The sequence below is a fragment of the Mycobacterium aquaticum genome (assembly GCF_002086485.1).
Taxonomy (GTDB): domain Bacteria; phylum Actinomycetota; class Actinomycetes; order Mycobacteriales; family Mycobacteriaceae; genus Mycobacterium; species Mycobacterium aquaticum.
In genome coordinates this window covers 134,876-156,746 of the sequence record NZ_MVHF01000011.1, presented here as the reverse complement: position 1 = coordinate 156,746, position 21,871 = coordinate 134,876, and the positions used below count along the sequence as shown (strand labels likewise).

Genomic DNA, 21,871 nt, shown 5'->3' with positions numbered 1-21,871 from the left:
ATTGCACCCCAGGTTCGGCGTCCTACCGTGCACAAAAGTGGTCTGTTTTCGATGCCCGGCCGTGCACCATTCGGGTGACCAGGGCCAACGCAGGATTACCGGCGGGCCATGAAACAATCCATGCCCGTGAAGACTTTCGACGGCCTGTTCGCTGAGCTCAGCGAGAAGGCCCGCACCCGGCCCGCAGGCAGTGGCACCGTCGCGGCATTGGACACCGGGGTGCACGGGCTCGGCAAGAAGATCTTGGAGGAAGCCGGCGAGGTGTGGCTGGCCGCCGAGCATGAGAGCGACGAGGCGCTGGCCGAGGAGGTCAGCCAGTTGCTGTACTGGACGCAGGTGCTGATGCTCGCCCGCGGCCTGACCCTCGACGACGTCTACCGGAAGCTGTGAGCATGCTGCGCGTCGCTGTTCCCAACAAAGGTGCCCTGAGCGAGTCGGCCGCCGAGATCCTGTCCGAGGCTGGTTACCGTCGACGGCGCGATCCCAAGGACCTGACGGTCGTCGACCCCAACAACAACGTCGAGTTCTTCTTCCTGCGACCGAAGGACATCGCCGTCTATGTCGGGTCCGGTCAGCTCGATCTCGGCATCACCGGGCGTGACCTGGCCGCGGATTCCGATGCCCCGGTGCGTGAGCGGTTGTCGCTCGGTTTCGGCAATTCCACCTTTCGCTACGCCGCGCCTGCGGGCCGGGAGTGGACGACGGCGGACCTGGCGGGCAAGCGCATCGCCACGTCGTTTCCCAACCTGGTGCGCAAAGACCTGACGGCACAGGGAATCGATGCCACCGTGATCCGGCTCGACGGCGCGGTCGAGATCTCGATCCAGCTCGGCGTCGCCGACGTCATCGCCGACGTGGTGGGCTCGGGCCGCACCCTGGGGCTGCACGATCTGGTGGCCTTCGGTGCGCCGCTGTGTGATTCGGAGGCGGTGCTGATCGAACGCGACGGTGCCTCGGCCGAGAACGCGGCCGCGCGGGATCAGCTGACTGCCCGAGTGCAGGGCGTGGTCTTCGGCCAGCAGTATCTGATGCTCGACTACGACTGCCCGCGTGCGGTTTTGGACGACGCCATGGCGGTCACCCCTGGTCTGGAATCGCCGACCATTGCGCCGCTGGCCGATCCGGAATGGGCGGCCGTGCGAGCCCTGGTCCCGCGCCGCGACGTCAACGCCATCATGGACGAGCTCGCGGCTATCGGCGCCAAGGCGATTCTCGCGTCTGACATAAGGTTCTGCCGCTTCTGATCACCCGGTGCCCGGACGCTGTGCGTGTTAGCGTCCGGGCATGACCCATTACCTCGTTCTGCTGCTGGCGCTGCTCATCGGGGTGGTGGCCGGATTGCGGGCGTTGACCCCGCCCGCTGTGCTGGCGTGGGCGGCCTTCCTGCGCTGGATCAATCTGGACGGGACCTGGGCGCAGTGGCTGGCGCATCCGATCACAGTCACGGTATTGACCATTCTCCTTGTGGTCGAGCTCATTACCGATCAGCTCCCCAAGACGCCGAGTCGTAAGACCCCGGTCCAGTTCCTCGCGAGGCTGATCGTCGGAGCGTTCGCCGGCGCGGTGATCGGTACGGCCTGGGGGCACACGTTCGGTGGGCTCGGGGCGGGCATGATCGGTGCGGTGCTGGGAACGCTGGGCGGCTACGAGGCCCGCACCCGCCTGGTCGCCGCTACCGGCGGTCGCGATCTGCCGGTCGCCCTCGTGGAGGATGTCGTCGCGGTGGCGGGTGGCTTCGCAGTCGCGGCGCTCACCGCGGTGGTATAGCCATGGCCGAGCCAGAGCGGTTCGACGCCATCATCGTTGGTGCCGGGCAGGCCGGCCCGTCGCTGGCCGGGCGACTCACCGCCGCAGGCAGCACCGTCGCCGTGATCGAGCGCAAGCTCGTGGGCGGTACGTGTGTGAACACGGGTTGTATCCCCACCAAGACCTTGGTGGCCAGTGCCCATGCCGCGCACATCGCCCGCCGGGGCGCCGAATATGGTGTCAGCACAGGCGAAGTGGCCGTCGACATGGTCAAGGTGAAGGCCCGCAAGGACGGCATCATCGAGGACGACCGGCACGGCGTGGAGGCCTGGTTGCAGGACATGGACGGGGCGTCGCTCATCCGGGGCCACGCGCGGTTCGTCGATCAACACACCATGGAGGTCGAAGGCCGGCTGCTGCGTGCGGATCGGATCTTCCTCAATGTGGGCGGCCGCGCCGTGGCTCCCGACTTTCCGGGCCTGGCCGGCATCGACTATCTGACCAATGTCGGGATCCTGGAACTGGATTCGGTGCCCGAGCACCTCGTCATCATCGGCGGCAGCTACATCGCTCTCGAGTTCGCCCAGATGTACCGGCGCTTCGGGGCCAGGGTTACCATCGTCGAGCGCGGGCCGCGGCTGACTTCCCGTGAGGACGAGGATGTCTCGGCCGCGATCAAGGACATCCTCCACGCCGAGGGCATCGACATCGTGCTCAATGCCACCGGCATCCGGTTTACCAAGCGGGACAACGGCTTCGAGGTGGTACCGGCCGACGGAGCCGCGGCGATTGCGGGAACGCACCTACTGGTGGCAGTCGGCCGGGTGCCCAACACCGACGATCTCGGCCTGGAGAACGCCGGTGTGCAGACCGACAAGCGCGGCTACATCGTGGTGGACGACCAGCTGCGCACCAGCGCCGAGCACATCTGGGCGATGGGGGATTGCAACGGCAAGGGGGCCTTCACCCATACCTCGTACAACGACTACGAGATCGTGGCGGCCAATCTGCTCGACCACGATCCGCGCCGGGTCAGCGATCGCGTCCCCACCTATGCGCTGTTCATCGATCCGCCGCTGGGCCGGGCCGGCCTGACCGTCGACCAGGTGCGGGCATCGGGACGAAAAGCGTTGGTGGCCAAACGCCCGATGACCCGGGTGGGTCGCGCGGTGGAAAAAGGGGAGACGCAGGGCTTCATGAAAGTGGTGGTCGACGCCGAGACCGAGGAGATCCTCGGTGCCGCCATCCTCGGGGTCGGCGGCGATGAGGTCATCCACAGCATCCTCGACATCATGACCGCCAAACTGCCCTACACCGCCATATCGCGCACCATGCACATCCACCCGACGGTCAGTGAGCTGGTGCCGACGCTCCTGCAGGACTTGCAGCCGCTGGACTGAGGCTGCGGCCGATGTTCAATTGACGGGTCACCTGTGCGACGCGCGCGCCGAGATGACGGCAGGTCTGCGCATCGGAGGGATGCACCTGGTCGGAGTTGGCGTCCACGTTGGTCTGAGCGCCTGCGCCCAAGAAGAAGCCGAGCCGATTGAGATCGGCTTCGCTGCTGAACGAGGTATTCCAGCCGGGGCCCAAACCCAGGTTCACCCAATGCATGTGGTGCTGGGCGGCGAAGACCGCCAGGGAACTGAGTGTGTTCAGCTTGTCGCCGCTCTTGCCTCCGGAGTTGGTGAACCCGGCCGCGACCTTGTCGCGCCAGGCGCCGTCGACGCACCGCCGTCCGGTCTTCTCGGCGAACGCCTGGAACCCGGCCGACACGTTGCCCATGTAGGTGGGGGTACCGAAGATCATGGCGTCGACATTGTCGAGGAGGTCCCACTGGGCCTCGGTGATGGTGCCGACCGCGACGAGGCTGACGTCGCCTCCGGCTTCGGCCGCACCGGCCGCCACCGCGCGGGCGAGGGTTTCGGTGTGCCCGAAACCCGAGTGGTATACGACCGCCACTGTGGGCGCCGCGACATCGGAACCGTTGTGAGACATGACTATTTCCCTTCCCATTTGTGCCCTAGCGTGGCTGCCACTTCCTGATACCGCCGCCCCCAGTCGGGGAGTTCGTTGCCTGCCAGGTGAGCTTCCAGCCGATCCAAATAGGCGTGGGTACCGGGATGGAAACCGTGGCCGTCGCGGACGGTGAGCCCACGGTGGCTGAACCGCAGCAGTGTGCCGTCGCCGTCCGGGCTGAGTTCGTACCGCACGACGCCGGCTTCGGGGGCCGACAGCACGGCCTGATTCCACTCGTGCTCGAAAATCCTTGGCGGATCCCACACCCGGATCCGGCCGGTCATCTTCTTCTGCTGCGGCGGGATCGGTGGCGAGTGCGGGATCATCTCGATCGTGCCGCCTTCCCTGGCGTCGATCGTCGTTTCTCCCATCCATTGGTTGCGCTGCTCCGGTTCGGTGATCGCGGCCCACACTGTCTCGACCGGATAGGGCAGGCGCCGTTCGAAGTTCAGCGCGGCCCGGTCGCCCTCGATCGTGAGTTTTCCTTCACGGGCGGTCATTTGGTCTCCTTGTGGGTCTTTTTGAGGTGGGCTTCGAGGGAATCGAGATGGTTGGTCCAGTAGCGGCGGTACCGCTCGATCCACGCGTCGATCTGCACCAGGCCGTCGGCGCGCAACGCGTAGATACGCCGCTGCGCATCGGGCCGGACCTCGACCAGGCCGACCTCACGCAGCACCCTGAGGTGTCGCGACACGGTCGGCTGGGTCAGCCCGGGCAGTGTGGCGACCAGCTCACCGGCAGTGCGCTCACCGTCGGTGAGCGCGTCGAGTAGGGCGCGCCTGCTGGGTTCGGCGACGGCCTCGAAGACGTCCATGCGTCGAGTATTGCACTGCATCTATATAGATGCAAGGGAATATAGTGGGTACAGGGTGGTCCCAATGGCAGTGCGGGCGCCTGCAACCGAGATAGCTGACGTTTCGTGGGTGCCGACGACGCTAGGGCTGCGGAGTCTGAGCTGTGGGCTGGTCGTTCCAGCCGTTGTGGGCCGCGACGTCGAAGAACGACGGGACGGGTCCGTTGAGCAGCTCGGCGACGTGGCCGGGAAAGGTGAAGGGCGGCCCCTTGCTCGGAGTGGTGGCGATGTCGGCGGCGATCAGGTCGGCCATCGCGTAGGGCAGGTCGTGGCGTGGCCAGGCGGCGTGCACCCGGTCGGCGAAACCGTCTGCCAGGAAGTCTTTTTCGCGGCCGTCGACATCGACGGAGATGCCCCAGTGGGTGATGGCTTGGTCGGCCCCGAACCGGTGAGCCAGCCCGAGGCTGGTGTGCAAGGCGATCGATTGCCACACGGTGGTGATGTCCGACTCGGGCAGGGCGTGGTCGCGCAGGAACCGCGCGGCGGCGTCGGCGCCGTCGACTTCGAAGCGCTGGGTGCCTTTGCCGTAGTCGGTGACGCCGAGGTCGTGCAGGATGCAGGCCAGAAAGACCAGTTCGTCGTCATAGTCGGCGCCGGCGCGCAGGCCTTTAGCCGCGGCCAGTTCTCGGGCGAAGACGTAGCTGCGTTGGTTGTGGTTGGCGATGAACTCCGGAGAGATCTGCAGCATGAGTGTCAGTGCGGCGGTGCTGATCTCGGAGTCAGGGAAGCTCCATGTTGCCGCTGAGGGTGCGTCGTCGGTCATCGAGTCGGGTTCCTGCGTGTCATGGGATCACCCTGCACAACGGCGGGTCGGTGACGCTAGAGCGCAGATGGCCACGGTGTGTCAACATCTGGTCGCCGGAGTTTTCAGGGCTGCGGGGCGCCGAGGAGGAACTGGTCTGCGGTGCTGCCACGGTTGGCGTCGGCGCTGGCGGCGGCCTGGTCATGCGGTGCGCCCAGGTGCGGGGCGCTGACCGCCGAGAGGTGCGCGAACTGGGCGTCGTCGAGGGTGACGTGCAGGCCGCCGAGGTAGTCGTCGAGCTGAGCGGGGGTGCGCGGGCCGATGATGGGCACGACGGCGGTGGCGGCTCGGCGGGCATGTTCGAGTTCCCAGGCCATGGCCACCTGGGCCGGTGAGCACCCGAGGTCGGTGGCCAGGGCAACGACGGCATCGACCACCGCGCTCTTCTGGTCGCTGTCTTCGCGCTGGATCACCGAGCCCAGCGTGCTCAAGCGTCCTTCGCTGCTGTGGCGGTATTTGCCGGTGAGGAGTCCTCCACCCAACGGTGAGTAGAGAGCAACCCCCAGGTGCAGAGCGTCGGCCATGGGCAGCAGTTCGCGGTCGGCGCTGCGTTCGGCGAGGCTGTACTCGGTTTGGATGGCGATGATGTCGGCGCTGCGGGCACTGAGGGCGACCGCGTGGGCGACGCGCCAGGCGGGGAAGTTGCAGAATCCCGCGTGCAGGATCTTGCCGGTCGTGATGAGCAGACTGAGGGTCTCGATGATCTCGTCGATCGGGGTCACGAAGTCGGGCCAGTGCACCCAGTAGAGGTCCAGGCGATCGGTGCGCAGTCGGCGCAGGGAGGCTTCCACGGCGCTGATGATGGTCTTGCGGCTGTTGCCGGTGCGCAGCACTCCAGGATTGGGGCGGTCTCCCTGGGTGAATTTGCTTGCCAGCACGAAGTTGTCGCGTTCGTCGCCGAGTAGGTCGGCGAGGTAGGTTTCGGCCTGCCCGAACTGGTAGACATCGGCGGTGTCGATGAAGATGCCGCCGGCTTCGGCATAGATGGTGAAAATGGTCTTGGCGTCCGCAAAGCTGGCCCCGGTGGGCCACGAGGTGCCGAAATTGGCGGTCCCGAGCGCGAGTTCAGAGACGCGTAGACCGGTACGCGCGCCGAAGGTGGTGTATCGCATGAGTGCACTTTCCGTTGACTGTCGAGGTGATGACGGCGGCGAACATTGCTGGGCCGCAACCGATCCGACGCTCAGTGCCATGCACCGGAGTCGCGTGCACCAGTCTCCAGGTGGACGCGCCGCGCTAACGTCTGGCCGTTTTCACCAGACCGTGTGGGCGGGGACGGCTTGTCGCCATGGCGATAGTGGTGTGGAGCGACCCCGACGATGCGGGTGAAGTGGTAGCGCATCGAGGCGTATGAGCCGAACCCGCATTGCTCGGCGATGCGGTCCACCGGGAGGCTGGTTGTTTCCAGGAGGGTCTTGGCGTGGTCGACGCGCATCTGCGCCAGCACCGCCAGTGGTGTGGTGTTCAGGTGCTGTCGGAACTGACGGTTGAGGGTGCGGCGACTCACCGCGGCGTGTTTGGCGATGGCCTGCAGGTCCAGTGGGTCTGCGGCGTGTTGGCGCATCCAGTCGAGGGTGGGCTGCAGCGGGTACGCGGTGGGTGCAGGATCGCCGCCGGTGGGCGTGTGCGGTGAGGGACGCTGATCGGTTTCCGGGGATGACTGGACGGAGGCGGGCGTGCTGGTCGGTCTCGTGCTCGGCGCCGTGGCGATTGGGGTACCGGCGCGCAGGCGCAACGCTCGTGCGGCGTGCCGGTCACGCCATTCGGTGGGGGACTGGCCGAACGCGTCGCGAAACGCGCGACTGAAGCTCGACATGTTGGTGAAACCGTGCCGGGCTGCGATCGCGGCGATGCTGTGGGTGTGCATGGTCAGGTCGCGCCGGCAAGCTTCCAGGCGATGGGTGCGGATCCAGTCGTTGAGGCTGACATTCGCCTCGGCGAGCACCTTGTAGAGCTGGCGGCGGGAGATGAAGTGGGCAGCCGCGATCTGATCGGCGGAGAGGTCGGGGTCACTGTGGTGGGCGCCGGCGTAGTCGAGCACGCGCAGCGCCAGGGTCGTGACCAGAGGGCCCGCGGCCAGCTGGTCGGCGCGGTGGTGGGTGGCGATGACCGCGCGGACGAGCTCGATGCTGGGATGGGCGATGAGATCGGCGTTGGGGGCGCTGAACAGTGCCGGGTCGGCAGCCACCCGGCGCAGGTAATCGTAGGTGAGCGTGGTCAGAGGATCGCCGGGACTCAACGACACCGCGCAGGATTGTCGAATCATATTGTGCGGCAGAGCGAGTGCCGTATGAGGAATGCGGAAGAACTCGCCGGTCATACCCGTTTCGTTGAGCAGTGTGTAGGGAGCGGTCGAGTCATAGATCGCCAGGGCGCCTGGCTCGAGCACGACTTCCCTGCCGTCTTGGACCACCATGCTGGTCCCGCTGATCTGAACGTTGACGAAGATGCTGGGTTCCATATCGTCGCGCGCCAGCGCGGTGGTCCGCTCGACCCGGAACGCCGTGGTGTTGCCGCAGCACACGGTCAGATCACCCAGATCGGTGATGATGCCGTGTGCGCTGGCTTCGGCGGGCTCGTTGATCCAGTGCAGTTCGATGGGGACCATCGTCGCGCCCAGCGCCTCATGGACGAACTCGGCACGATCACCTTTGTCGACCTGCTGGGTGTCGAGGATGAAAGACATCACCGTGGCCTTTGCCCGTCGCGCGCTGCCCGTGCACAGCGCCTATGGCGGCAATCATAGAACTGATCAGTCAAGAATGTACGCCGACTCGGGGACTGCCGAGGCTCCCGCGTCGTGGCAGATCGGCGGGCGTGGCCGGCGCGACGCTGGGCGGCGATCCCGGTGCAACTCTGCACTGCGCGCACACAACCGTGCACTGATCGCACATTCGACCCTGCGTGGTTGGGTCACGATGCATAACCGGAAACGGTTGGCGCTCAACAACCTCAACCGAACGTGATCTGTCCCACTGTCACCTTGGTTTTGGAATGACTGGTACTGAACCGGTGCTGCCCTGTCTTGACGGGGCCGTGCGAAGGCATCTCGCACGTCGCCGCGGTGTTGGCCCGAGAGAAAGAGCAATCCATGTCCAGTGACGATTTGATCCTCATCACCGGCGCCACCGGCAACACCGGCGCCCCCGCGGTCAAGCTCCTACGGGAGGCAGGCCGGCGGGTCCGCGCATTGGTGCACAGCCGTGACGGACGATCAGACGCGCTCGAAGCCCTCGGCGCCGAGATCGTGGAAGGTGACCTGCTGGATTTCCAATCGGTCGGCTCGGCACTGTCGGGGGTGGGTGCGGCATACTTCTGCTACCCGGTGTTCCCCGGCACCCTGCTGCCGGCGACGGTCATCTTCGGCCAGGCCGCCAGCGAGGCCGGCGTCAAATCCGTCGTCAACATGTCTCAGATCTCGGCGCGACGCGAAGCGACAAGCCATGCCGCTCAGCAGCATTGGCTGGCTGAGAGGCTACTGGACCGGCACGCCTTCACCACCACGCACCTGCGTCCCACCTTTTTCGCCGAATGGATGAAGTGGACCTGGCTGCGCAATCCCGACAACGGTGTCCTGCAGCTGCCGTTCGGTACCGGTCGCCACGCCCCGATCGCGGGGTCTGATCAGGCTGCTGTCATCGCCGCGATCCTGCAGAACCCGCGGCCGCACGATGGACAGATCTACCCGCTCTACGGCGCCGAGGAACTCGATCACTACGGCATCGCCGAGCAGATCTCAGCCGAACTGGACATCCCGGTGCGCTACGAAGAAATCGACATCGACGCCTACGACGCAGCCCAGCTCGCCAAGGGCCGCACCGAGTTCTTCGTCCAGCACGTCAGCAACGTCGCCCGTGACTATCAGAACGGCATCTTCGCCGGCGAGAACAACCTGGTCGAGGTGATCAGCGGCCACAAACCGCTCACCGTCCGGCAGTACGTGGCGGCCAACCGTGCCGACTTCGAGCACGATGGCCCGTTCGCCCTGCGCAACGAGCTCCCGCAGAAGTCGTGAGCACCAGCACTTCCCAGCACAGCACCCCCGAGCCGGCCGGCCAGCCGGGGCCTGGCCTTGAGCGGTACGCCGCCGGCAACCTGTCATATCTGGGGTGCGGGCCCACCGACGGCCCGCTGGTCGTGCTGGTGCACGGGTGGCCGGCCACGGCCGCGACCTGGGAACCGCAACTGCGGGCCCTGGCGAGTGCGGGCTACCGGGTCATTGCCCCGGACATGCGCGGCTACGGCCGGTCCTGGGCGCCCCACGATACGCAGGCCTACGCGCTGCGCCACCTCGTCGCCGACCTGACCGCCTTGCTGGAGTCTCTGAATCGCGCCTCGGCAGTGTGGGTCGGCCACGACTGGGGCGCAGCGGTGGTGTGGGCGTTGGCCGCCCATCATCCCGATCGCTGCGACGCGGTGGCCGCGCTGGTGGTTCCGTACCGAACCCTGGACCGGGGTCTGGACACCATGCTGCGCTACGTCAACCGCGATGTATACCCCGAAGATCGTTACCCGTACGCACAATTCGACTACATGGCCTTCTACAAGGAGGCCTTCGACGCGGTCACGGCCCAGTTCGATGCCGCCCCTGACCGCGTGGTCCGGGCCCTGTACCGGCCGGGAAACCCGGCCATCCTCACCGAGCGATCACCCCGGTCCACGGTTACCCATGACCGCGGCTGGTTCGGCGGGGGACCGGTACCCGACGTCGACCGCGACACCAGCATCCTCACCGACGCCATCTATGCCGACTTGGTGTCGACGCTGTGGGCCAACGGTTTCTTCGGGCCGAACAGTTACTACTTGCACCACACCGCCAACCTGCGCTACAGCGAGGACGCGGTCAACGGCGGCTTCTTGGCGATGCCGGTGCTGTTCGTGGAATCCCGATACGACCCGACCGCGGACACCATCCGCTCAGCGCTGGCCGAACCGATGCGCCAGTACTGCCGCGAGCTCACCGAGGTCAGTTTGCCGGCCGGGCACTGGGTCGGGCTGGAGAAGGCCGCCGAAACCAATGCTGCACTTACCGATTGGTTACGTGCGATTGGCAGGGCGCCATGATGATTATCCGCAACCCATGAGACAGTGAAGGATTCACCGATGGTTGAGATTGCAGGCAAGAACATCGTCGTGACCGGCGGCGCCCGCGGCCTGGGCGCCGCGCTGGTGCAGGAGATCATCGACCGCGGCGCCAACACCGTCTACTCGACCGCGCGCACCGCGTTTTCCGATGGCCGCCCTGCGGTGGTTCCGCGCGAACTCGACGTGCGCTCAACAGAGTCGGTCAACGCCCTGGCGGCGTCGGCCTCTGATACCCAGATCGTATTCAACAACGCCGGCGTCTTCGTCTTCGAACCACTGCTGGGCGGATCTCTGGACACCACCATCGACACCTTCGATACCAATGTCGTGGGCCCGCTGCGCGTGGCGCGGGCCTTCGCGCCGGTCCTGGCGGCCAACGGCGGCGGCGCGATCGTCAACATGCTCTCTGTGGTGTCCTGGCTGGCAGGCGCGGGCGCGTACGGTGCCTCCAAAGCCGCGGCGTGGTCGCTGACCAACTCCCTGCGCATCGAACTAGCCGCGCAGCACACCCACGTGCTCGGCGTACACGCCGGATTCATCGACACCGATATGGCCGCGGCACTTCCGGTGCCCAAACTCAGCCCCGCCGAGGTCGCGCGCCGCATCGTGGACGCCCTGGAAGCCGGAGCCGATGAACTGCTCGTGGACGAGTTGAGCACCCAGGCCAAGGCGGCGCTGTCGGGCCCGGTCGAAGGACTGACCCTGTCGGTCGGATAGCACCGCACTCCACACTCCCATCGCCGGGGCTTGCAGGCCCGACGTCAGGCGGCCCGGGTGGTGATGGGAAGCACGGCCACGAGCTGGTCGGCCGCGGCCGACAGGGTCGCCGGAGCGGCGCCAAGTTTGCGCATCGCCTCCAACCCCCTCAGCGTGGCCAGGATCAGGGCGGCGAGAGCGTCGGGGTCGGCGGTCTCGGCCAGGTCCCCGTCACGTTGCGCGGTGATAATCGCGGCGGTCACTTCGCGCCGGTAAGCGTCGAAGGTCTTTTTCACCAGTTTGGCGACATCGGTGTCCTGCGGCGCTTTCTCGGCCGCGCTCTTGGCCATGAAGCAGCCGCGCCTGCGGGTGTCCGCGACCCCGCGCCGGCTATCGTTGCGGATGTGGTTGACCAAGCCGTCCAACGCCGATGCGACACCGTCGCCGCGCAGCTCGGTGATCACCCGTGCCAACGCTCCCTGGCAGTAGGACTCCAGCGCCCGCACGAACAACGTGTGCTTGTCCTCGAAGGTGGCATATAAACTGCCCCGGCCCATCCCGGTCGCGCGGGTCAGATCATCCAGTGAGGTACCGGCGTAGCCATCGCGCCAGAACTGATCGCGCGCGGCCGCGAGGGCGTCGTTTTCGTTGAACTCCCGCGGTCTGGCCATAGCACCATGCTAGACACTGGTACCGATTCTGGACTGAATGATCAGAAATGCGCACCGTATCGCGCGCAGGCCCAGCCGATCTGACGCACGGTAGTGCGGATTCTCCAGTGCCAGGGCCACACCGTGCTCCGAGCCGATGCGCACACTCCACCATGCCATCGCGGGCCGATTCACGGTCGGCGTCGAAACATGCCCGCTGTCAACGAACCTCGCGTGGGCGCTGTCCGTGCCGCCACTCAGATCAGGTTCACGGAGCCCAGGAAGTCGGTGGCCACCGTGGTGTCCCCGGTGACCGTGGTGACTGGTGACCAGGGCACTCGCTTGGTGGACCAGGCCAGAAAGTTCTCCGTGGGGGATGTGATGGTCGCCGCCACGTCGCTCAGGTCCTGCGGGTCGTGCTTGACCACCAACCCCGAGGTACTGCCCTGCAGCACCAGGGTGCGGGCCGCCGGACCGGTCAACTGCAACGCGATCGGCGCCCGCACATGTGCAGCCAGTCCTGGCTGCATCTGTGCCAGCCCGCCGATCAGCCAGGACACCGCCGGTGTCAGGCGCACCTCGTCCAGCGGGCCCAGGTGCGAGGGGATCGGTCCGCGCGGGGCCAGGACGTCCCACCGCAAGTGCGTGATCATGTCGAAGGTGAACATGTCGGCGATGGTGTGCAGGGGATAGCTACCCAGATCAAGCATCGGCGCCGGCGTGGAGGCCAGCGGTTCCTGCTGCAGCGCAGTGAAGGCCGGAACCGCCGAATTCAATTGGGCTGCAAGGAAGTCCATGGTCTGCTTCGTTGTCCAGCCGCGGTGGGCTGCGACCACCGCATCGTTGAGCGCTTCGACACCGACCGGCGGAGCCTCGGCTCCGGCGACCGCGGCCTGCAACAGCTCCAGCAGTGTCCCGACATGGATGAACACGTCCTTGACCGACCACCCGGCGGCAGCCGTGTCGGTGTCCCACTGCGCCGGTGTCAGCGTGGCCGCTACCGCGACGAGGTCAGCGGCGGCAGCGCACATGCCCTCAATTCCTGCCAGGCTCATGGAATCTCCTCATGCAAGGCCGGAACCCGATGATCGCGGGCACGGCCCAGATGGTGGACGTGCCGGTACCGAACAGTCTGCCCGACAGTGTGATTCGCCGTCTACGCCTGGCGGTGGTCGCACTGTGCGACCCGTGCCTGGTTTGTGTGCCCACAGTGCACATCCGATTGCACTCGTCGCAGCCTTGGGGCAGATTCGGGCAGCGTGTGTCAGGGCTTGCCTGTAAGCACATCCTGGCCGATCTTGAAGAATGCGCGGTGAAGGTCCTGACTGCGGCGATGTTCGAGAACAGCGAGGCAGGTTTCGAAGGGGTCGGCGTCGACCACCGGGATCGACGTTAGCCCGGGCCGCTCGACCAGCTTGGCCGCCGTCAACGGCAGCAGAGCGATGCAATCACCGGCGATGATCCACTCGGCCTTTTCTTCGGTGATGCACTCGTTTCGATTGTCGGAGTTGAGAATCCTCTCACCGTCGACGTCGGTTGTGCGCAGCTTCCGTCGGCGCGCGAGGCGGTGATCATTCGGCAGCACGGCCGCCAAGGGCTCAGAGGAGATGGGGACGACATGCAGACCTTCGTCGTCGAAGGGCCGGCGCAGGTATCCGATGTCAGCGCGGCCGTCGCGCAATGGTGTCGACTGGTCCCACCAGTTGACCTGGAAAAGGTCGATCACCACGTCGGGGTATTTCTTGGCAAAGGCACGCACGGCAATCGATACCCGAAGTCCAGGTGCGAACGCGAAGGCAAGTCGACCGATTCCGCGGTCTGCTGCACGGACTCGGTGCAACGCAGCGTCGAAGGATGCCAGGAGCGCAGGAGCGTCGGCGAGCAGTTGCCGGCCGGCGTCGGTCAGTTGTACGCGGCGCGTGCTGCGTTCCAGCAGGAAGCAGCCCAAAGCTCTCTCCAGCGACTGGATCTGGCGACTGAGTACTGGCTGGGTGACGAATAGCGATTGAGCGGCACGTCCGAAGTGCTCGGTTTGGGCAACTGCGACGAAGTAGCGAAGCTTGCGCAGGTCGACATCCATGTCCAAACCGTATCAATGCGCGCGGATAGGTATTGGACGTCGCGACTCCCTCGGCAACACCATGGGCTCATGGACATCACCAACTCCGTCATGCTGATCACGGGTGCGTCGTCGGGTATCGGCGCGGCCACCGCACGCGCAGCGGCCGAAGCCGGCGCACGTGTGGTTGTCGTCGCTCGCCGCGAGGACAGGTTGCGCACCGTTGCCGAGCAGTCCGGTGGTGCGTTGGCGATACCGTGTGACGTGACCGATGCTGCCGCCGTGGCCCGGGCGGCTGGTCGCACCGTCGATGAGTTCGGTCGCATCGATATCGTGGTCAACTGCGCGGGCCAGGGCTTGCAGGCCGGTATCGAGGAGCTCGACATCGCCGATCTTCGAGCTGTTTTCGAACTCAACGTCATCGCGCCGCTCGTTGTGATGCAGGCCGTCCTACCGACGATGCGGGCGCAGAGATCCGGGGCCATTGTCAACGTCAGTTCCGGTATCGTCTGGTCGGATCTGCCAGGGTCGGCAGGCTACAGTGCGTCCAAGGCGGCGCTGGAGAAGCTCACCCGCATCGCGCGTGTAGAACTCGCAGACGCCGGTATCGCCGTATCCGTGATGTTCCCGTCGATCACCGAAACGGAGTTCGTGAGTTCGGTCCGCGGTGACGTCGCCGCCGCCCTCGCGCTGGAAGCCGGCAGCGGTCTGAAGCCTGACACTGCAGATCACGTCGCCGCGGCCATCCTCGACCTCGTTCGCAGTGGTGCCGAGCAAGCCGACCTCGTCCCTATCGAGGTGGGTGGATCGCTGAGGTCATGAGGTGGACGCCTGCGCAGCCTCGTTACCAGGCCCGACCTCAGCGCCGCAAAACCAGCAGCGTTTGTGCCGACGTGCCGATAAACCCTTGCCGGTCAAAGATTTCCGCGGTGGTCACGCCGACACCGTCGGGTCCGATAGAGCCGCGTGCGCGTAGTGCGAAGTCAGATCCGATCGGCAGCCGGTGCAGGTGCACCGCGGTGTCGGTGTTCATGAAGACGAACTTGTCGGGGTCCAGGGCGGCGCCTGCACCGTTCGCGGAATCCACCACGAGAGCCAACCGCTGAACCGCCGTCGTCTCTTCGTCGTCGACGACCGGGGTCAGCGCACGCAACCAGACCACCGAAGCCCCGGCGTCGGTACCGCGCTGGCGTCGCCAACTCACGGTCTCCAGGTAGCCGGCCGCGCCCTCCCAGCCATGTGCCACATCGGTCTGCTCACCTTCGACCAGTGGGGCGAAGCGATCCGTGGCCACATCGCTGGTGTCACCGGTGGCCAGCAGCCACGCGCTCACCCGGGCCACCGCGCGCCACTGGCCGTCGGGCCGCTGCGCCGACATCTCGGCGATGGCCAGCGATATCCGCGCGCCCGGCCGGTCGACCCAGGCCCGGACCCGAAGCGGCGCAACAGGTATGGCGCCGAGGATGTCCAGTGTCAACCGCCCGATGCGCAGACCCGTCGGGGCCATCAACTCCTCGATGGCCTTGGTCAGTAAGGCCAGCGGAGGCGAGCCGTGCTGGATGGCCGGGTCCCAGTTGCTGCGGGTGTCGGCGGTGGACTCGAACAGCTGGTACTCACCGTCGGCAGGGAGCCGACGGTAGTGGTAGCCGATCATGCCGCAGGCTCTGTCGGGGCCGGTAGCTGCTCGGGCCAGCCCGGGTATGGCGGCGGTGTGCCGCCGAACGCGGGGCACAGGGCCTGATGCGCACACCACGAGCACAGTCGCGACGGGTTCGGCCGGAAATCGCCTGTGGCGCCTGCGGTTTGGATAGCACGCCAGATCGCCATCAGGGTGCGCTCAAACCGGAGCAATTCGTCGGCGTCGGGCGAATAGTCGAGTACCTGACCGTCGGCGAGGTACACCAGGCGCAGCCGGGCCGGCATGACGTTGCGCGACCGCAACAGCGCGACCGCGTAGAACTTCATCTGGAACATCGCCTTGAACTCGGCCATGGTGCGCGCCGCGGGTGGCGCCTTGCCGGTCTTGTAGTCCACCACGCGCAGCTCACCGGTGGGTGCGACGTCGATGCGGTCGACGAACCCGCGCAGTAACGTGCCGTCGGTCAGCTCGACGTCGATCCGCAGCTCGCAGCTGTCCGGATCGAACCGCGTCGGGTCTTCCAACCGGTAGTAGCCCGACAGAAGCGCCCGCGCCTCATCGAAGATGGCGGGGGATACGGTCTCCGCCAGCTCGGGCTCAGCGGCCACCACCTGGGCCCAGGCGGGCTCGACGAGTGCCAGCGCGGTGTCGTGTACCCGCTCGGCCGCCGGGAGGCCGTACAGCTGCTCCAGGGCCGCGTGCACCAGCGATCCACGCAGCTGCGCCGGTGACCGCGGCTCGGGCAGCCGGTCGATGGCCCGGAAGCGATACAGCAGCGGGCACTGCTTGAAATCGCTGGCCCGCGACGGCGAGAGTGCCGGCCTGCGCGCCGGCCCAGCCGGCTCGGCAAGCGTGGTTGCCGCCGTCACCTCACTCATACCGGCAGCCTATGACCGGCCGCCGACAAATTTGCGGCAACCCGCGCACCCGGCGCGGCGGGGCTACTGGCAGGCTGGTTGACCGTGCCAAGGACCGGACCGTTCGCCGTGGGTGACCGCGTGCAGCTCACCGACGCCAAGGGCAGGCACTACACGATGGTGCTGACGCCGGGCGGGGAATTCCACACTCACCGCGGGATCATCTCCCTCGACGGCGTGATCGGCCTGCCGGAGGGCAGCGTCGTCAAGTCCACGAACGGTGACCAGTTCCTGGTGCTGCGCCCGTTGCTGGTCGACTACGTGATGTCGATGCCGCGCGGTGCGCAGGTGATCTACCCCAAGGACGCCGCCCAGATCGTGCACGAGGGCGACATCTTTCCCGGCGCGCGCGTTTTGGAGGCCGGCGCCGGATCAGGTGCGCTGACGTGTTCGCTGCTGCGGGCCGTCGGGCCGGGCGGCACCGTGATCTCCTACGAGCTCCGCGACGACCACGCCGTACATGCCGAACGCAACGTCGTCACCTTCTTCGGTGAGCGGCCGGAGAACTGGGACCTCGTCATCGCCGACCTCTCGGACTACAGCGGTCCTGAGGTGGACCGGGTGGTGCTCGACATGCTGGCGCCGTGGGAGGTGCTGCCCACGGTCGCGCAGGCGCTCGTTGCCGGCGGTGTGCTGATGGTCTACGTCGCGACCGTCACCCAGCTGTCGCGCGTGGTGGAGGCGCTGCGCGAGCAGCAGTGCTGGACCGAGCCGCGGGCGTGGGAGAGCATGCAGCGAGGCTGGCACGTGGTGGGGCTTGCGGTGCGTCCGCAGCACACCATGCGCGGGCACACCGCCTTTCTGGTCAGCGTGCGCAAATTGGCCCCGGGCGCCGTGGCGCCGATGCCCCTGCGGCGCAAGCGTCAGCTCGGCGGCAGCGTCTAGGCGAGCACATCAGTCGTCGCTGCGACTCAGGCCGCGCCGGGTGGACAGCAGGTCCACCTCCGGGCGGGCCGCCACGAGCCGCTCGGCGGCGTCGAGGACGTCGACGACGTGCGCGTGGTCGCCTGCGACGACCGCGATACCGATGGCGGCGCGACGGTGCAGTTCATGGGCACCGGTCTCTGCGGCCGACACCGAGAACCTGCGATGCAATTCGGCGATGATCGGCCGGATCATCGACCGCTTCTGCTTGAGCGACCGGACATCGCCGAGCAGGAGATCGAATTCCAGCCAGCCGATCCACATCGGAGGACTCAGGGGGTCGGCGTCGGCGGAACCGGGGCGGGGGCCGGCGCAGGACTGGCGGTGCGGCCCAGTTCCAGCAGCATGTCGGCGGTATGCCGGGTCAGCTGCCAGTCGGTGCCGTGCGGCGTGAACTCCATCGGGAAACTGAACTGCTTGCCCGGACCGTTGGAGGCCGGCGTGGTGACCGTGATGGTGGCGACCACGTTGCCCGTGCTCGATTGCGACCAGGCCAGGTCCTTGGCCTCGAAGTCCAGCGGGGTGAAGCCGTAGTCGGCCAGCGCCCGGCCGAACTTGTCGAGTGCAGCGGCATCGTCGGAGGTCGAGTGCTCCACGAGGCCGACCTTGTTGGCGCCAGGGACGTTGACATCGGCCAGCCGGTACAGCACGCCGGTCAGGGCGTCCGGCGCGGGCAGCGGCGCCGCCGGTGGGGGTGCCGGCGTGATGGGCGAGCTGATGACCGGGGTGGCCGGCGCGGCCGCCGGCTGTTCATCGTGACTGCACCCTGACAGCCCAAGTGCCGCCACACATGTGGCGGCACTCAGGACTGCGATGCGGATCAATTAACCGTCAGTTGACCGACGACAGCAGGTTCATGGCCGAGGCCTTGGAGATCTGCCAGCCGGTGGGGCTGGGGCCTGCCACGAACTGGATGTTCTGGGTGGCGGTTCCGCCGAGGTTCGACGTCGCGGTGACGTCGGCGGTGGCAACGCCGCCTTCGTTGTCGATGTTGGCAACGCTGAACGTCAGCGGGAACTTGCCTTCGGCTGCGGCGCGGCTGTAAGCGCGGTCCGCGGCGATGCTCTCGATCCGGCCGATGCCGCCCTGGATGTAGGCGGCCTTGCCGCTGAACGAACCACCGGTGGCCAGCGCCTGCAGGGTCTGGGTCAGGGCAGTCTGCAGCTCGGGCGCGGGGGCCTGCGGCAGCGGCGCGTCGAACACGACGGGCTGCACAGCCGGAGCGGACGAGAGAGTGCTGGATGCAATGGACGTCACACCTGCCGCGGCACCGCCCACGACAGCGGCCGCTCCTGCGGCTGCGACAAAGCCGGTAACGAGGGATTTCAGGGTCACGACATTCCTTTCGATCGGACCAACTCAGACAAGAGGCTAACAGTGGCGCTGGTGTGTCGAGTTCCTACACCACACACAAAGGCTGAATCGCCGGTAGCGTTGAAGTTGTTACTGCACCAACTTCCGGTGCGGGAGGGAGCGCAAGATGAGCGAGTCAGAGCGTTCGGACGGTTTCGCCGAGGGTTTCCCGGGTAGTCACTCGGCGCCGGGACCCAGCGAAGAAGCCGCCGAGCTGGAATCGTTGCGCCGCGAGGCCGCAATCCTGCGCGAGCAACTGGAAAACGCAGTAGGTCCGCAGAGCGGTTTGCGCAGTGCTCGCGACGTGCATCAGCTTGAGGCACGGATCGATTCGCTGGCCGCGCGCAACGCCAAGCTGATGGACACCCTCAAGGAGGCCCGTCAGCAGCTGCTTGCCCTGCGCGAGGAGGTCGACCGGCTGGGCCAGCCGCCGAGCGGTTACGGCGTGCTGCTCTCGACGCACGACGACGACACGGTCGACGTGTTCACCTCTGGCCGCAAGATGCGGTTGACGTGCTCACCGAACATTGAGACAGCCACCCTCAAGCAAGGTCAGACGGTGCGGCTCAACGAGGCCCTCACCGTCGTCGAGGCGGGCAGCTTCGAGGCGGTCGGTGAGATCAGCACGCTGCGCGAGATCCTGGACGACGGACACCGCGCCCTGGTGGTCGGTCACGCCGACGAGGAGCGCATCGTGTGGCTGGCCGAGCCCTTGGTGGCCGCCAGCGAGCTGCCCGACGATTCGGGTCTGCTGCCCGATGACGGCCGGCCGCGCAAGCTGCGTCCGGGCGACTCGCTGCTGGTCGACACCAAGGCCGGCTACGCGTTCGAACGGATCCCCAAGGCCGAGGTCGAGGACCTGGTGCTGGAGGAGGTGCCCGACGTCAGCTACCTCGACATCGGTGGCCTGAGCCGGCAGATCGAGCAGATCCGCGACGCGGTCGAGCTGCCGTTCCTGCACAAGGAGCTCTACCGCGAGTACTCGCTGCGTCCGCCCAAGGGTGTGCTCCTGTACGGCCCTCCCGGCTGCGGTAAGACTCTGATCGCCAAGGCCGTGGCCAACTCGCTGGCCAAGAAGATGGCGGAGGTGCGTGGCGACGACGCGCGCGACGCGAAAAGCTACTTCCTCAACATCAAAGGCCCTGAGCTGCTCAACAAGTTCGTCGGTGAGACCGAGCGGCACATCCGGCTGATCTTCCAGCGGGCCCGGGAGAAGGCCTCCGAGGGCACCCCGGTGATCGTGTTCTTCGACGAGATGGACTCGATCTTCCGCACCCGCGGCACGGGCGTCAGCTCAGATGTCGAGACCACCGTTGTGCCTCAGTTACTTTCGGAGATCGACGGTGTCGAGGGCCTGGAGAACGTCATCGTCATCGGTGCATCCAACCGTGAAGACATGATCGATCCGGCGATCCTGCGGCCCGGCCGTCTGGACGTCAAGATCAAGATCGAGCGGCCGGACGCCGAGTCGGCGCAGGACATCTTCAGCAAGTACCTCACCGAGGACCTGCCGGTCCATGCCGACGACCTGACCGAGTTCGGTGGCGACCGTGCTGCCTGCATCAAGGCGATGATCGAGAAGGTCGTCGACCGGATGTACGCCGAGATCGACGACAACCGGTTCCTTGAGGTCACCTACGCCAACGGTGACAAGGAAGTCATGTACTTCAAGGACTTCAACTCCGGCGCGATGATCCAGAACGTGGTGGACCGGGCGAAGAAGAACGCGATCAAGGCCGTGCTCGAGACCGGTCAGCCGGGTCTGCGGATCCAGCATCTGCTCGACTCGATCGTCGACGAGTTCGCCGAGAACGAGGACCTGCCCAACACCACCAATCCCGATGACTGGGCCCGGATCTCGGGCAAGAAGGGCGAGCGGATCGTGTACATCCGCACGCTGGTCACCGGGAAGAGTTCGAGTGCGTCTCGGGCGATCGATACCGAGTCGAACCTGGGTCAGTACCTGTAACGGATGTCGCCCCGCCCGCCAGGGCCCGGTAGCTGGTGTTCCACAGCCACTCCACCGGGCCCCGGCGGAACCGGCGCAACCACAGGTGCGCAAACGTCACGATCACCACCACCACCGTGAGATAGATCGCGATGGTGGCGGGCACCCGGTGCTGCGGCGCAGTGGCCGCGGCAAGGCCCAGCCCCCAGCCGTAGCACAGTGTCGAGGCGACGAGGTTCTGTAACACGTAGCTGGACAACGCCATTCGGCCGACCTCCGCCAGCCGCCTGCCTATCCACCCGGGTGTGGGTCTGCCGATGTAGAACTCGGCCACCGCGGACAAGATCGCCAGGGAGACGAACGGTGCGACGCCGTAGCGTGCGAGCAGCAGACCAACGCCACCCGCGCCGACCTCCAGTGCGACGTCGACGGGCGCGGCGACCGCGAAACCCAGCCACATCAACCGGCGGCGCAGTACCGCACCCCGTGCATCGAGGATGCCGGCGTGAAACAGCCTGGCGCCCAGCACGAACAGTGCGATCGACATCGGGAAGATCAGCACCGTCTCGAGCCGGAACAGCACGACGTGATCGAGCCGGAACGCCACCAGGTCCCAGAACGAACCGTCGGCGTACGGGTTGGGATCCAGCCGCCGTGGCGGTCCGTCGGTGTGCGGCAGGCTCAGCAGCCCGACGGTGAGCGTGATCAGCAAGGCGACGTGCACGGTGGCCGCGGCCGCGATGATGCGGCGTTGCGTGCGTGGCGATGTCACCAGCAGGTAGGACACGATCCACCCGGTGATGGCGTAGCCGGTGAGCACGTCGAACTCTGTCAGCAGGACGAAGTGCACGGCGCCGTCGAGCAGCAGCAGCGCCGCACGCCACGGATAACTCCCCGGCCAGCGCAGTCCGGCGCGCAGTGCCGAACCTTGCTGCAGGGCAAGCCCGATGCCGAACATGACAGTCAGCAGGCCGAGGAACTTGCCCTGCGCGAGGAGCTGCAGCACCACTTCGAGGTGATGCCACGGACCTGGCGTGCCACCGCCCAGATAGCCGACCATGCCCTCGGGGTTGGTGAAGATCCAGATGTTGGTGCCCAGCGTGCCCAGGATCGCGATACCGCGCAGAACATCGAGGGACTGCAGACGTGACGGGGACATGTGTGCGGACGCTACCATACG

25 protein-coding genes are annotated in these 21,871 nt (G+C 66.6%); 10 read left to right on the top strand and 15 right to left on the bottom strand.

Going from position 1 to position 21,871, the window contains the following annotated elements; genetic code table 11:
* Positions 1 to 108: 108 nt before the first annotated feature.
* Genes BST13_RS14115 through BST13_RS14100 form a run of 4 tightly spaced genes read left to right on the top strand, consistent with a single transcriptional unit; the run spans position 109 to position 3,146 of the window.
* The gene (locus BST13_RS14115) at positions 109 to 390 is read left to right on the top strand and encodes a phosphoribosyl-ATP diphosphatase (protein ID WP_029372976.1); all 282 of its coding nucleotides are present in this window, start codon (positions 109 to 111) and stop codon (positions 388 to 390) included.
* Positions 391 to 392: 2 nt separating this feature from the next.
* Entirely contained in the window at positions 393 to 1,244 is an 852-nt protein-coding gene (hisG, locus tag BST13_RS14110) for an ATP phosphoribosyltransferase (RefSeq protein WP_083164644.1), read from the top strand.
* 40 nt (positions 1,245 to 1,284) lie between these two features.
* Positions 1,285 to 1,767, top strand: coding sequence for a DUF4126 family protein (locus BST13_RS14105; RefSeq protein ID WP_083164643.1), 483 nt, complete (start codon positions 1,285 to 1,287; stop codon positions 1,765 to 1,767).
* A 2-nt stretch (positions 1,768 to 1,769) separates the two neighbouring features.
* Positions 1,770 to 3,146 carry an FAD-containing oxidoreductase gene (locus tag BST13_RS14100; RefSeq protein ID WP_083164642.1) on the top strand — a complete coding sequence of 459 codons (1,377 nt, stop codon included), beginning with the start codon at positions 1,770 to 1,772 and terminating at the stop codon, positions 3,144 to 3,146.
* On the opposite strand, the gene BST13_RS14095 is transcribed toward BST13_RS14100, so the two are convergent.
* The 6 genes from BST13_RS14095 to BST13_RS14070 all read right to left on the bottom strand — a co-directional run bounded on the left by BST13_RS14095 (position 3,097) and on the right by BST13_RS14070 (position 8,106).
* Positions 3,097 to 3,744: a flavodoxin family protein gene (locus BST13_RS14095; protein WP_083164641.1), complete on the bottom strand. Its 648-nt coding sequence runs from the start codon at positions 3,742 to 3,744 to the stop codon at positions 3,097 to 3,099. The two genes, BST13_RS14100 and BST13_RS14095, sit on opposite strands and share 50 nt — an antisense overlap.
* A 2-nt stretch (positions 3,745 to 3,746) precedes the next feature.
* The gene (locus BST13_RS14090; RefSeq protein WP_083164640.1) at positions 3,747 to 4,265 is read right to left on the bottom strand and encodes an SRPBCC family protein; all 519 of its coding nucleotides are present in this window, start codon (positions 4,263 to 4,265) and stop codon (positions 3,747 to 3,749) included.
* Positions 4,262 to 4,579: an ArsR/SmtB family transcription factor gene (locus BST13_RS14085; protein WP_083164639.1), complete on the bottom strand. Its 318-nt coding sequence runs from the start codon at positions 4,577 to 4,579 to the stop codon at positions 4,262 to 4,264. Before BST13_RS14085 ends, BST13_RS14090 begins: the two co-directional genes overlap by 4 nt.
* Before the next feature lie 121 nt (positions 4,580 to 4,700).
* Positions 4,701 to 5,381: an HD domain-containing protein gene (locus BST13_RS14080; RefSeq protein WP_083164638.1), complete on the bottom strand. Its 681-nt coding sequence runs from the start codon at positions 5,379 to 5,381 to the stop codon at positions 4,701 to 4,703.
* Positions 5,382 to 5,485: 104 nt separating this feature from the next.
* Positions 5,486 to 6,532 (bottom strand): aldo/keto reductase, encoded by a 1,047-nt coding sequence (locus BST13_RS14075; RefSeq protein WP_083164637.1) that lies wholly within the window; start codon positions 6,530 to 6,532, stop codon positions 5,486 to 5,488.
* A gap of 71 nt (positions 6,533 to 6,603) precedes the next feature.
* Positions 6,604 to 8,106: a helix-turn-helix domain-containing protein gene (locus BST13_RS14070; RefSeq protein WP_083164636.1), complete on the bottom strand. Its 1,503-nt coding sequence runs from the start codon at positions 8,104 to 8,106 to the stop codon at positions 6,604 to 6,606.
* 405 nt (positions 8,107 to 8,511) lie between these two features.
* Between BST13_RS14070 and BST13_RS14060 the strand changes: the two genes are divergently transcribed.
* The 3 genes from BST13_RS14060 to BST13_RS14050 are packed head-to-tail and all read left to right on the top strand — an operon-like array spanning position 8,512 to position 11,222.
* The gene (locus tag BST13_RS14060; RefSeq protein ID WP_083164634.1) at positions 8,512 to 9,435 is read left to right on the top strand and encodes an NmrA family NAD(P)-binding protein; all 924 of its coding nucleotides are present in this window, start codon (positions 8,512 to 8,514) and stop codon (positions 9,433 to 9,435) included.
* Entirely contained in the window at positions 9,432 to 10,484 is a 1,053-nt protein-coding gene (locus tag BST13_RS14055) for an alpha/beta hydrolase (protein WP_083164633.1), read from the top strand. Before BST13_RS14060 ends, BST13_RS14055 begins: the two co-directional genes overlap by 4 nt.
* 39 nt (positions 10,485 to 10,523) lie before the next feature.
* A complete protein-coding gene (locus BST13_RS14050; protein WP_083164663.1) occupies positions 10,524 to 11,222 on the top strand; it encodes an SDR family oxidoreductase in 699 nt (232 codons plus the stop codon).
* Positions 11,223 to 11,266: 44 nt separating this feature from the next.
* Here BST13_RS14050 and BST13_RS14045 read toward each other — a convergent pair whose 3' ends face one another.
* The 3 genes from BST13_RS14045 to BST13_RS14035 all read right to left on the bottom strand — a co-directional run bounded on the left by BST13_RS14045 (position 11,267) and on the right by BST13_RS14035 (position 13,931).
* Entirely contained in the window at positions 11,267 to 11,872 is a 606-nt protein-coding gene (locus BST13_RS14045; RefSeq protein ID WP_083164632.1) for a TetR/AcrR family transcriptional regulator, read from the bottom strand.
* Positions 11,873 to 12,108: 236 nt separating this feature from the next.
* A complete protein-coding gene (locus BST13_RS14040) occupies positions 12,109 to 12,906 on the bottom strand; it encodes a maleylpyruvate isomerase N-terminal domain-containing protein (RefSeq protein ID WP_083164631.1) in 798 nt (265 codons plus the stop codon).
* 209 nt (positions 12,907 to 13,115) lie between these two features.
* Positions 13,116 to 13,931: a LysR family transcriptional regulator gene (locus BST13_RS14035; protein WP_083164630.1), complete on the bottom strand. Its 816-nt coding sequence runs from the start codon at positions 13,929 to 13,931 to the stop codon at positions 13,116 to 13,118.
* Positions 13,932 to 14,000: 69 nt separating this feature from the next.
* Here BST13_RS14035 and BST13_RS14030 point away from each other — a divergent pair, with 69 nt between their 5' ends.
* Positions 14,001 to 14,732, top strand: a complete 732-nt coding sequence (locus BST13_RS14030; RefSeq protein WP_083164629.1) for an SDR family oxidoreductase — start codon at positions 14,001 to 14,003, stop codon at positions 14,730 to 14,732.
* Between the two features lie 37 nt (positions 14,733 to 14,769).
* On the opposite strand, the gene BST13_RS14025 is transcribed toward BST13_RS14030, so the two are convergent.
* Positions 14,770 to 15,564: a thioesterase family protein gene (locus BST13_RS14025; RefSeq protein ID WP_083164628.1), complete on the bottom strand. Its 795-nt coding sequence runs from the start codon at positions 15,562 to 15,564 to the stop codon at positions 14,770 to 14,772.
* Entirely contained in the window at positions 15,561 to 16,427 is an 867-nt protein-coding gene (locus BST13_RS14020; RefSeq protein ID WP_083164627.1) for a RecB family exonuclease, read from the bottom strand. Before BST13_RS14020 ends, BST13_RS14025 begins: the two co-directional genes overlap by 4 nt.
* Positions 16,428 to 16,511: 84 nt before the next feature.
* Here BST13_RS14020 and BST13_RS14015 point away from each other — a divergent pair, with 84 nt between their 5' ends.
* On the top strand, positions 16,512 to 17,351 hold the full coding sequence (locus BST13_RS14015; RefSeq protein WP_170064288.1) for a tRNA (adenine-N1)-methyltransferase: 840 nt from the start codon (positions 16,512 to 16,514) through the stop codon (positions 17,349 to 17,351).
* 9 nt (positions 17,352 to 17,360) lie between these two features.
* On the opposite strand, the gene BST13_RS14010 is transcribed toward BST13_RS14015, so the two are convergent.
* Genes BST13_RS14010 through BST13_RS14000 form a run of 3 tightly spaced genes read right to left on the bottom strand, consistent with a single transcriptional unit; the run spans position 17,361 to position 18,725 of the window.
* Complete coding sequence (locus BST13_RS14010; RefSeq protein ID WP_083164625.1) at positions 17,361 to 17,654, bottom strand: DUF503 domain-containing protein; 294 nt, start codon at positions 17,652 to 17,654, stop codon at positions 17,361 to 17,363.
* Between the two features lie 8 nt (positions 17,655 to 17,662).
* Positions 17,663 to 18,214, bottom strand: a complete 552-nt coding sequence (gene lppK, locus BST13_RS14005; protein WP_083164624.1) for a lipoprotein LppK — start codon at positions 18,212 to 18,214, stop codon at positions 17,663 to 17,665.
* Between the two features lie 7 nt (positions 18,215 to 18,221).
* Positions 18,222 to 18,725 carry an MTB12 family secreted protein gene (locus BST13_RS14000; RefSeq protein WP_083164623.1) on the bottom strand — a complete coding sequence of 168 codons (504 nt, stop codon included), beginning with the start codon at positions 18,723 to 18,725 and terminating at the stop codon, positions 18,222 to 18,224.
* Positions 18,726 to 18,870: 145 nt separating this feature from the next.
* Here BST13_RS14000 and arc point away from each other — a divergent pair, with 145 nt between their 5' ends.
* Positions 18,871 to 20,712, top strand: coding sequence for a proteasome ATPase (gene arc / locus BST13_RS13995; RefSeq protein ID WP_083164622.1), 1,842 nt, complete (start codon positions 18,871 to 18,873; stop codon positions 20,710 to 20,712).
* Here arc and BST13_RS13990 read toward each other — a convergent pair.
* Positions 20,645 to 21,868 (bottom strand): DUF418 domain-containing protein, encoded by a 1,224-nt coding sequence (locus tag BST13_RS13990; RefSeq protein ID WP_083164621.1) that lies wholly within the window; start codon positions 21,866 to 21,868, stop codon positions 20,645 to 20,647. The genes arc and BST13_RS13990 overlap by 68 nt on opposite strands.
* Positions 21,869 to 21,871: the final 3 nt, after the last annotated feature.

Excerpts from the sequence above, each read along its gene's own strand:
- BST13_RS14090 (WP_083164640.1), bottom strand. The coding sequence starts at position 4,265 with ATGACCGCCCGTGAAGGAAAACTCACGATCGAGGGCGACCGGGCCGCG.
- BST13_RS14085 (WP_083164639.1), bottom strand. The coding sequence starts at position 4,579 with ATGGACGTCTTCGAGGCCGTCGCCGAACCCAGCAGGCGCGCCCTACTC.
- BST13_RS14050 (WP_083164663.1), top strand. The coding sequence starts at position 10,524 with ATGGTTGAGATTGCAGGCAAGAACATCGTCGTGACCGGCGGCGCCCGC.
- BST13_RS14030 (WP_083164629.1), top strand. The coding sequence starts at position 14,001 with ATGGACATCACCAACTCCGTCATGCTGATCACGGGTGCGTCGTCGGGT.
- BST13_RS14100 (WP_083164642.1), top strand. The coding sequence starts at position 1,770 with ATGGCCGAGCCAGAGCGGTTCGACGCCATCATCGTTGGTGCCGGGCAG.
- BST13_RS14045 (WP_083164632.1), bottom strand. The coding sequence starts at position 11,872 with ATGGCCAGACCGCGGGAGTTCAACGAAAACGACGCCCTCGCGGCCGCG.
- BST13_RS14010 (WP_083164625.1), bottom strand. The coding sequence starts at position 17,654 with ATGTGGATCGGCTGGCTGGAATTCGATCTCCTGCTCGGCGATGTCCGG.
- BST13_RS14080 (WP_083164638.1), bottom strand. The coding sequence starts at position 5,381 with ATGACCGACGACGCACCCTCAGCGGCAACATGGAGCTTCCCTGACTCC.
- BST13_RS14095 (WP_083164641.1), bottom strand. The coding sequence starts at position 3,744 with ATGTCTCACAACGGTTCCGATGTCGCGGCGCCCACAGTGGCGGTCGTA.
- BST13_RS14040 (WP_083164631.1), bottom strand. The coding sequence starts at position 12,906 with ATGAGCCTGGCAGGAATTGAGGGCATGTGCGCTGCCGCCGCTGACCTC.
- arc (WP_083164622.1), top strand. The coding sequence starts at position 18,871 with ATGAGCGAGTCAGAGCGTTCGGACGGTTTCGCCGAGGGTTTCCCGGGT.
- BST13_RS14035 (WP_083164630.1), bottom strand. The coding sequence starts at position 13,931 with ATGGATGTCGACCTGCGCAAGCTTCGCTACTTCGTCGCAGTTGCCCAA.
- BST13_RS14115 (WP_029372976.1), top strand. The coding sequence starts at position 109 with ATGAAACAATCCATGCCCGTGAAGACTTTCGACGGCCTGTTCGCTGAG.
- BST13_RS14060 (WP_083164634.1), top strand. The coding sequence starts at position 8,512 with ATGTCCAGTGACGATTTGATCCTCATCACCGGCGCCACCGGCAACACC.
- BST13_RS14075 (WP_083164637.1), bottom strand. The coding sequence starts at position 6,532 with ATGCGATACACCACCTTCGGCGCGCGTACCGGTCTACGCGTCTCTGAA.
- BST13_RS14105 (WP_083164643.1), top strand. The coding sequence starts at position 1,285 with ATGACCCATTACCTCGTTCTGCTGCTGGCGCTGCTCATCGGGGTGGTG.
- BST13_RS13990 (WP_083164621.1), bottom strand. The coding sequence starts at position 21,868 with ATGGTAGCGTCCGCACACATGTCCCCGTCACGTCTGCAGTCCCTCGAT.
- BST13_RS14020 (WP_083164627.1), bottom strand. The coding sequence starts at position 16,427 with ATGAGTGAGGTGACGGCGGCAACCACGCTTGCCGAGCCGGCTGGGCCG.
- BST13_RS14025 (WP_083164628.1), bottom strand. The coding sequence starts at position 15,564 with ATGATCGGCTACCACTACCGTCGGCTCCCTGCCGACGGTGAGTACCAG.
- hisG (WP_083164644.1), top strand. The coding sequence starts at position 393 with ATGCTGCGCGTCGCTGTTCCCAACAAAGGTGCCCTGAGCGAGTCGGCC.
- BST13_RS14070 (WP_083164636.1), bottom strand. The coding sequence starts at position 8,106 with ATGTCTTTCATCCTCGACACCCAGCAGGTCGACAAAGGTGATCGTGCC.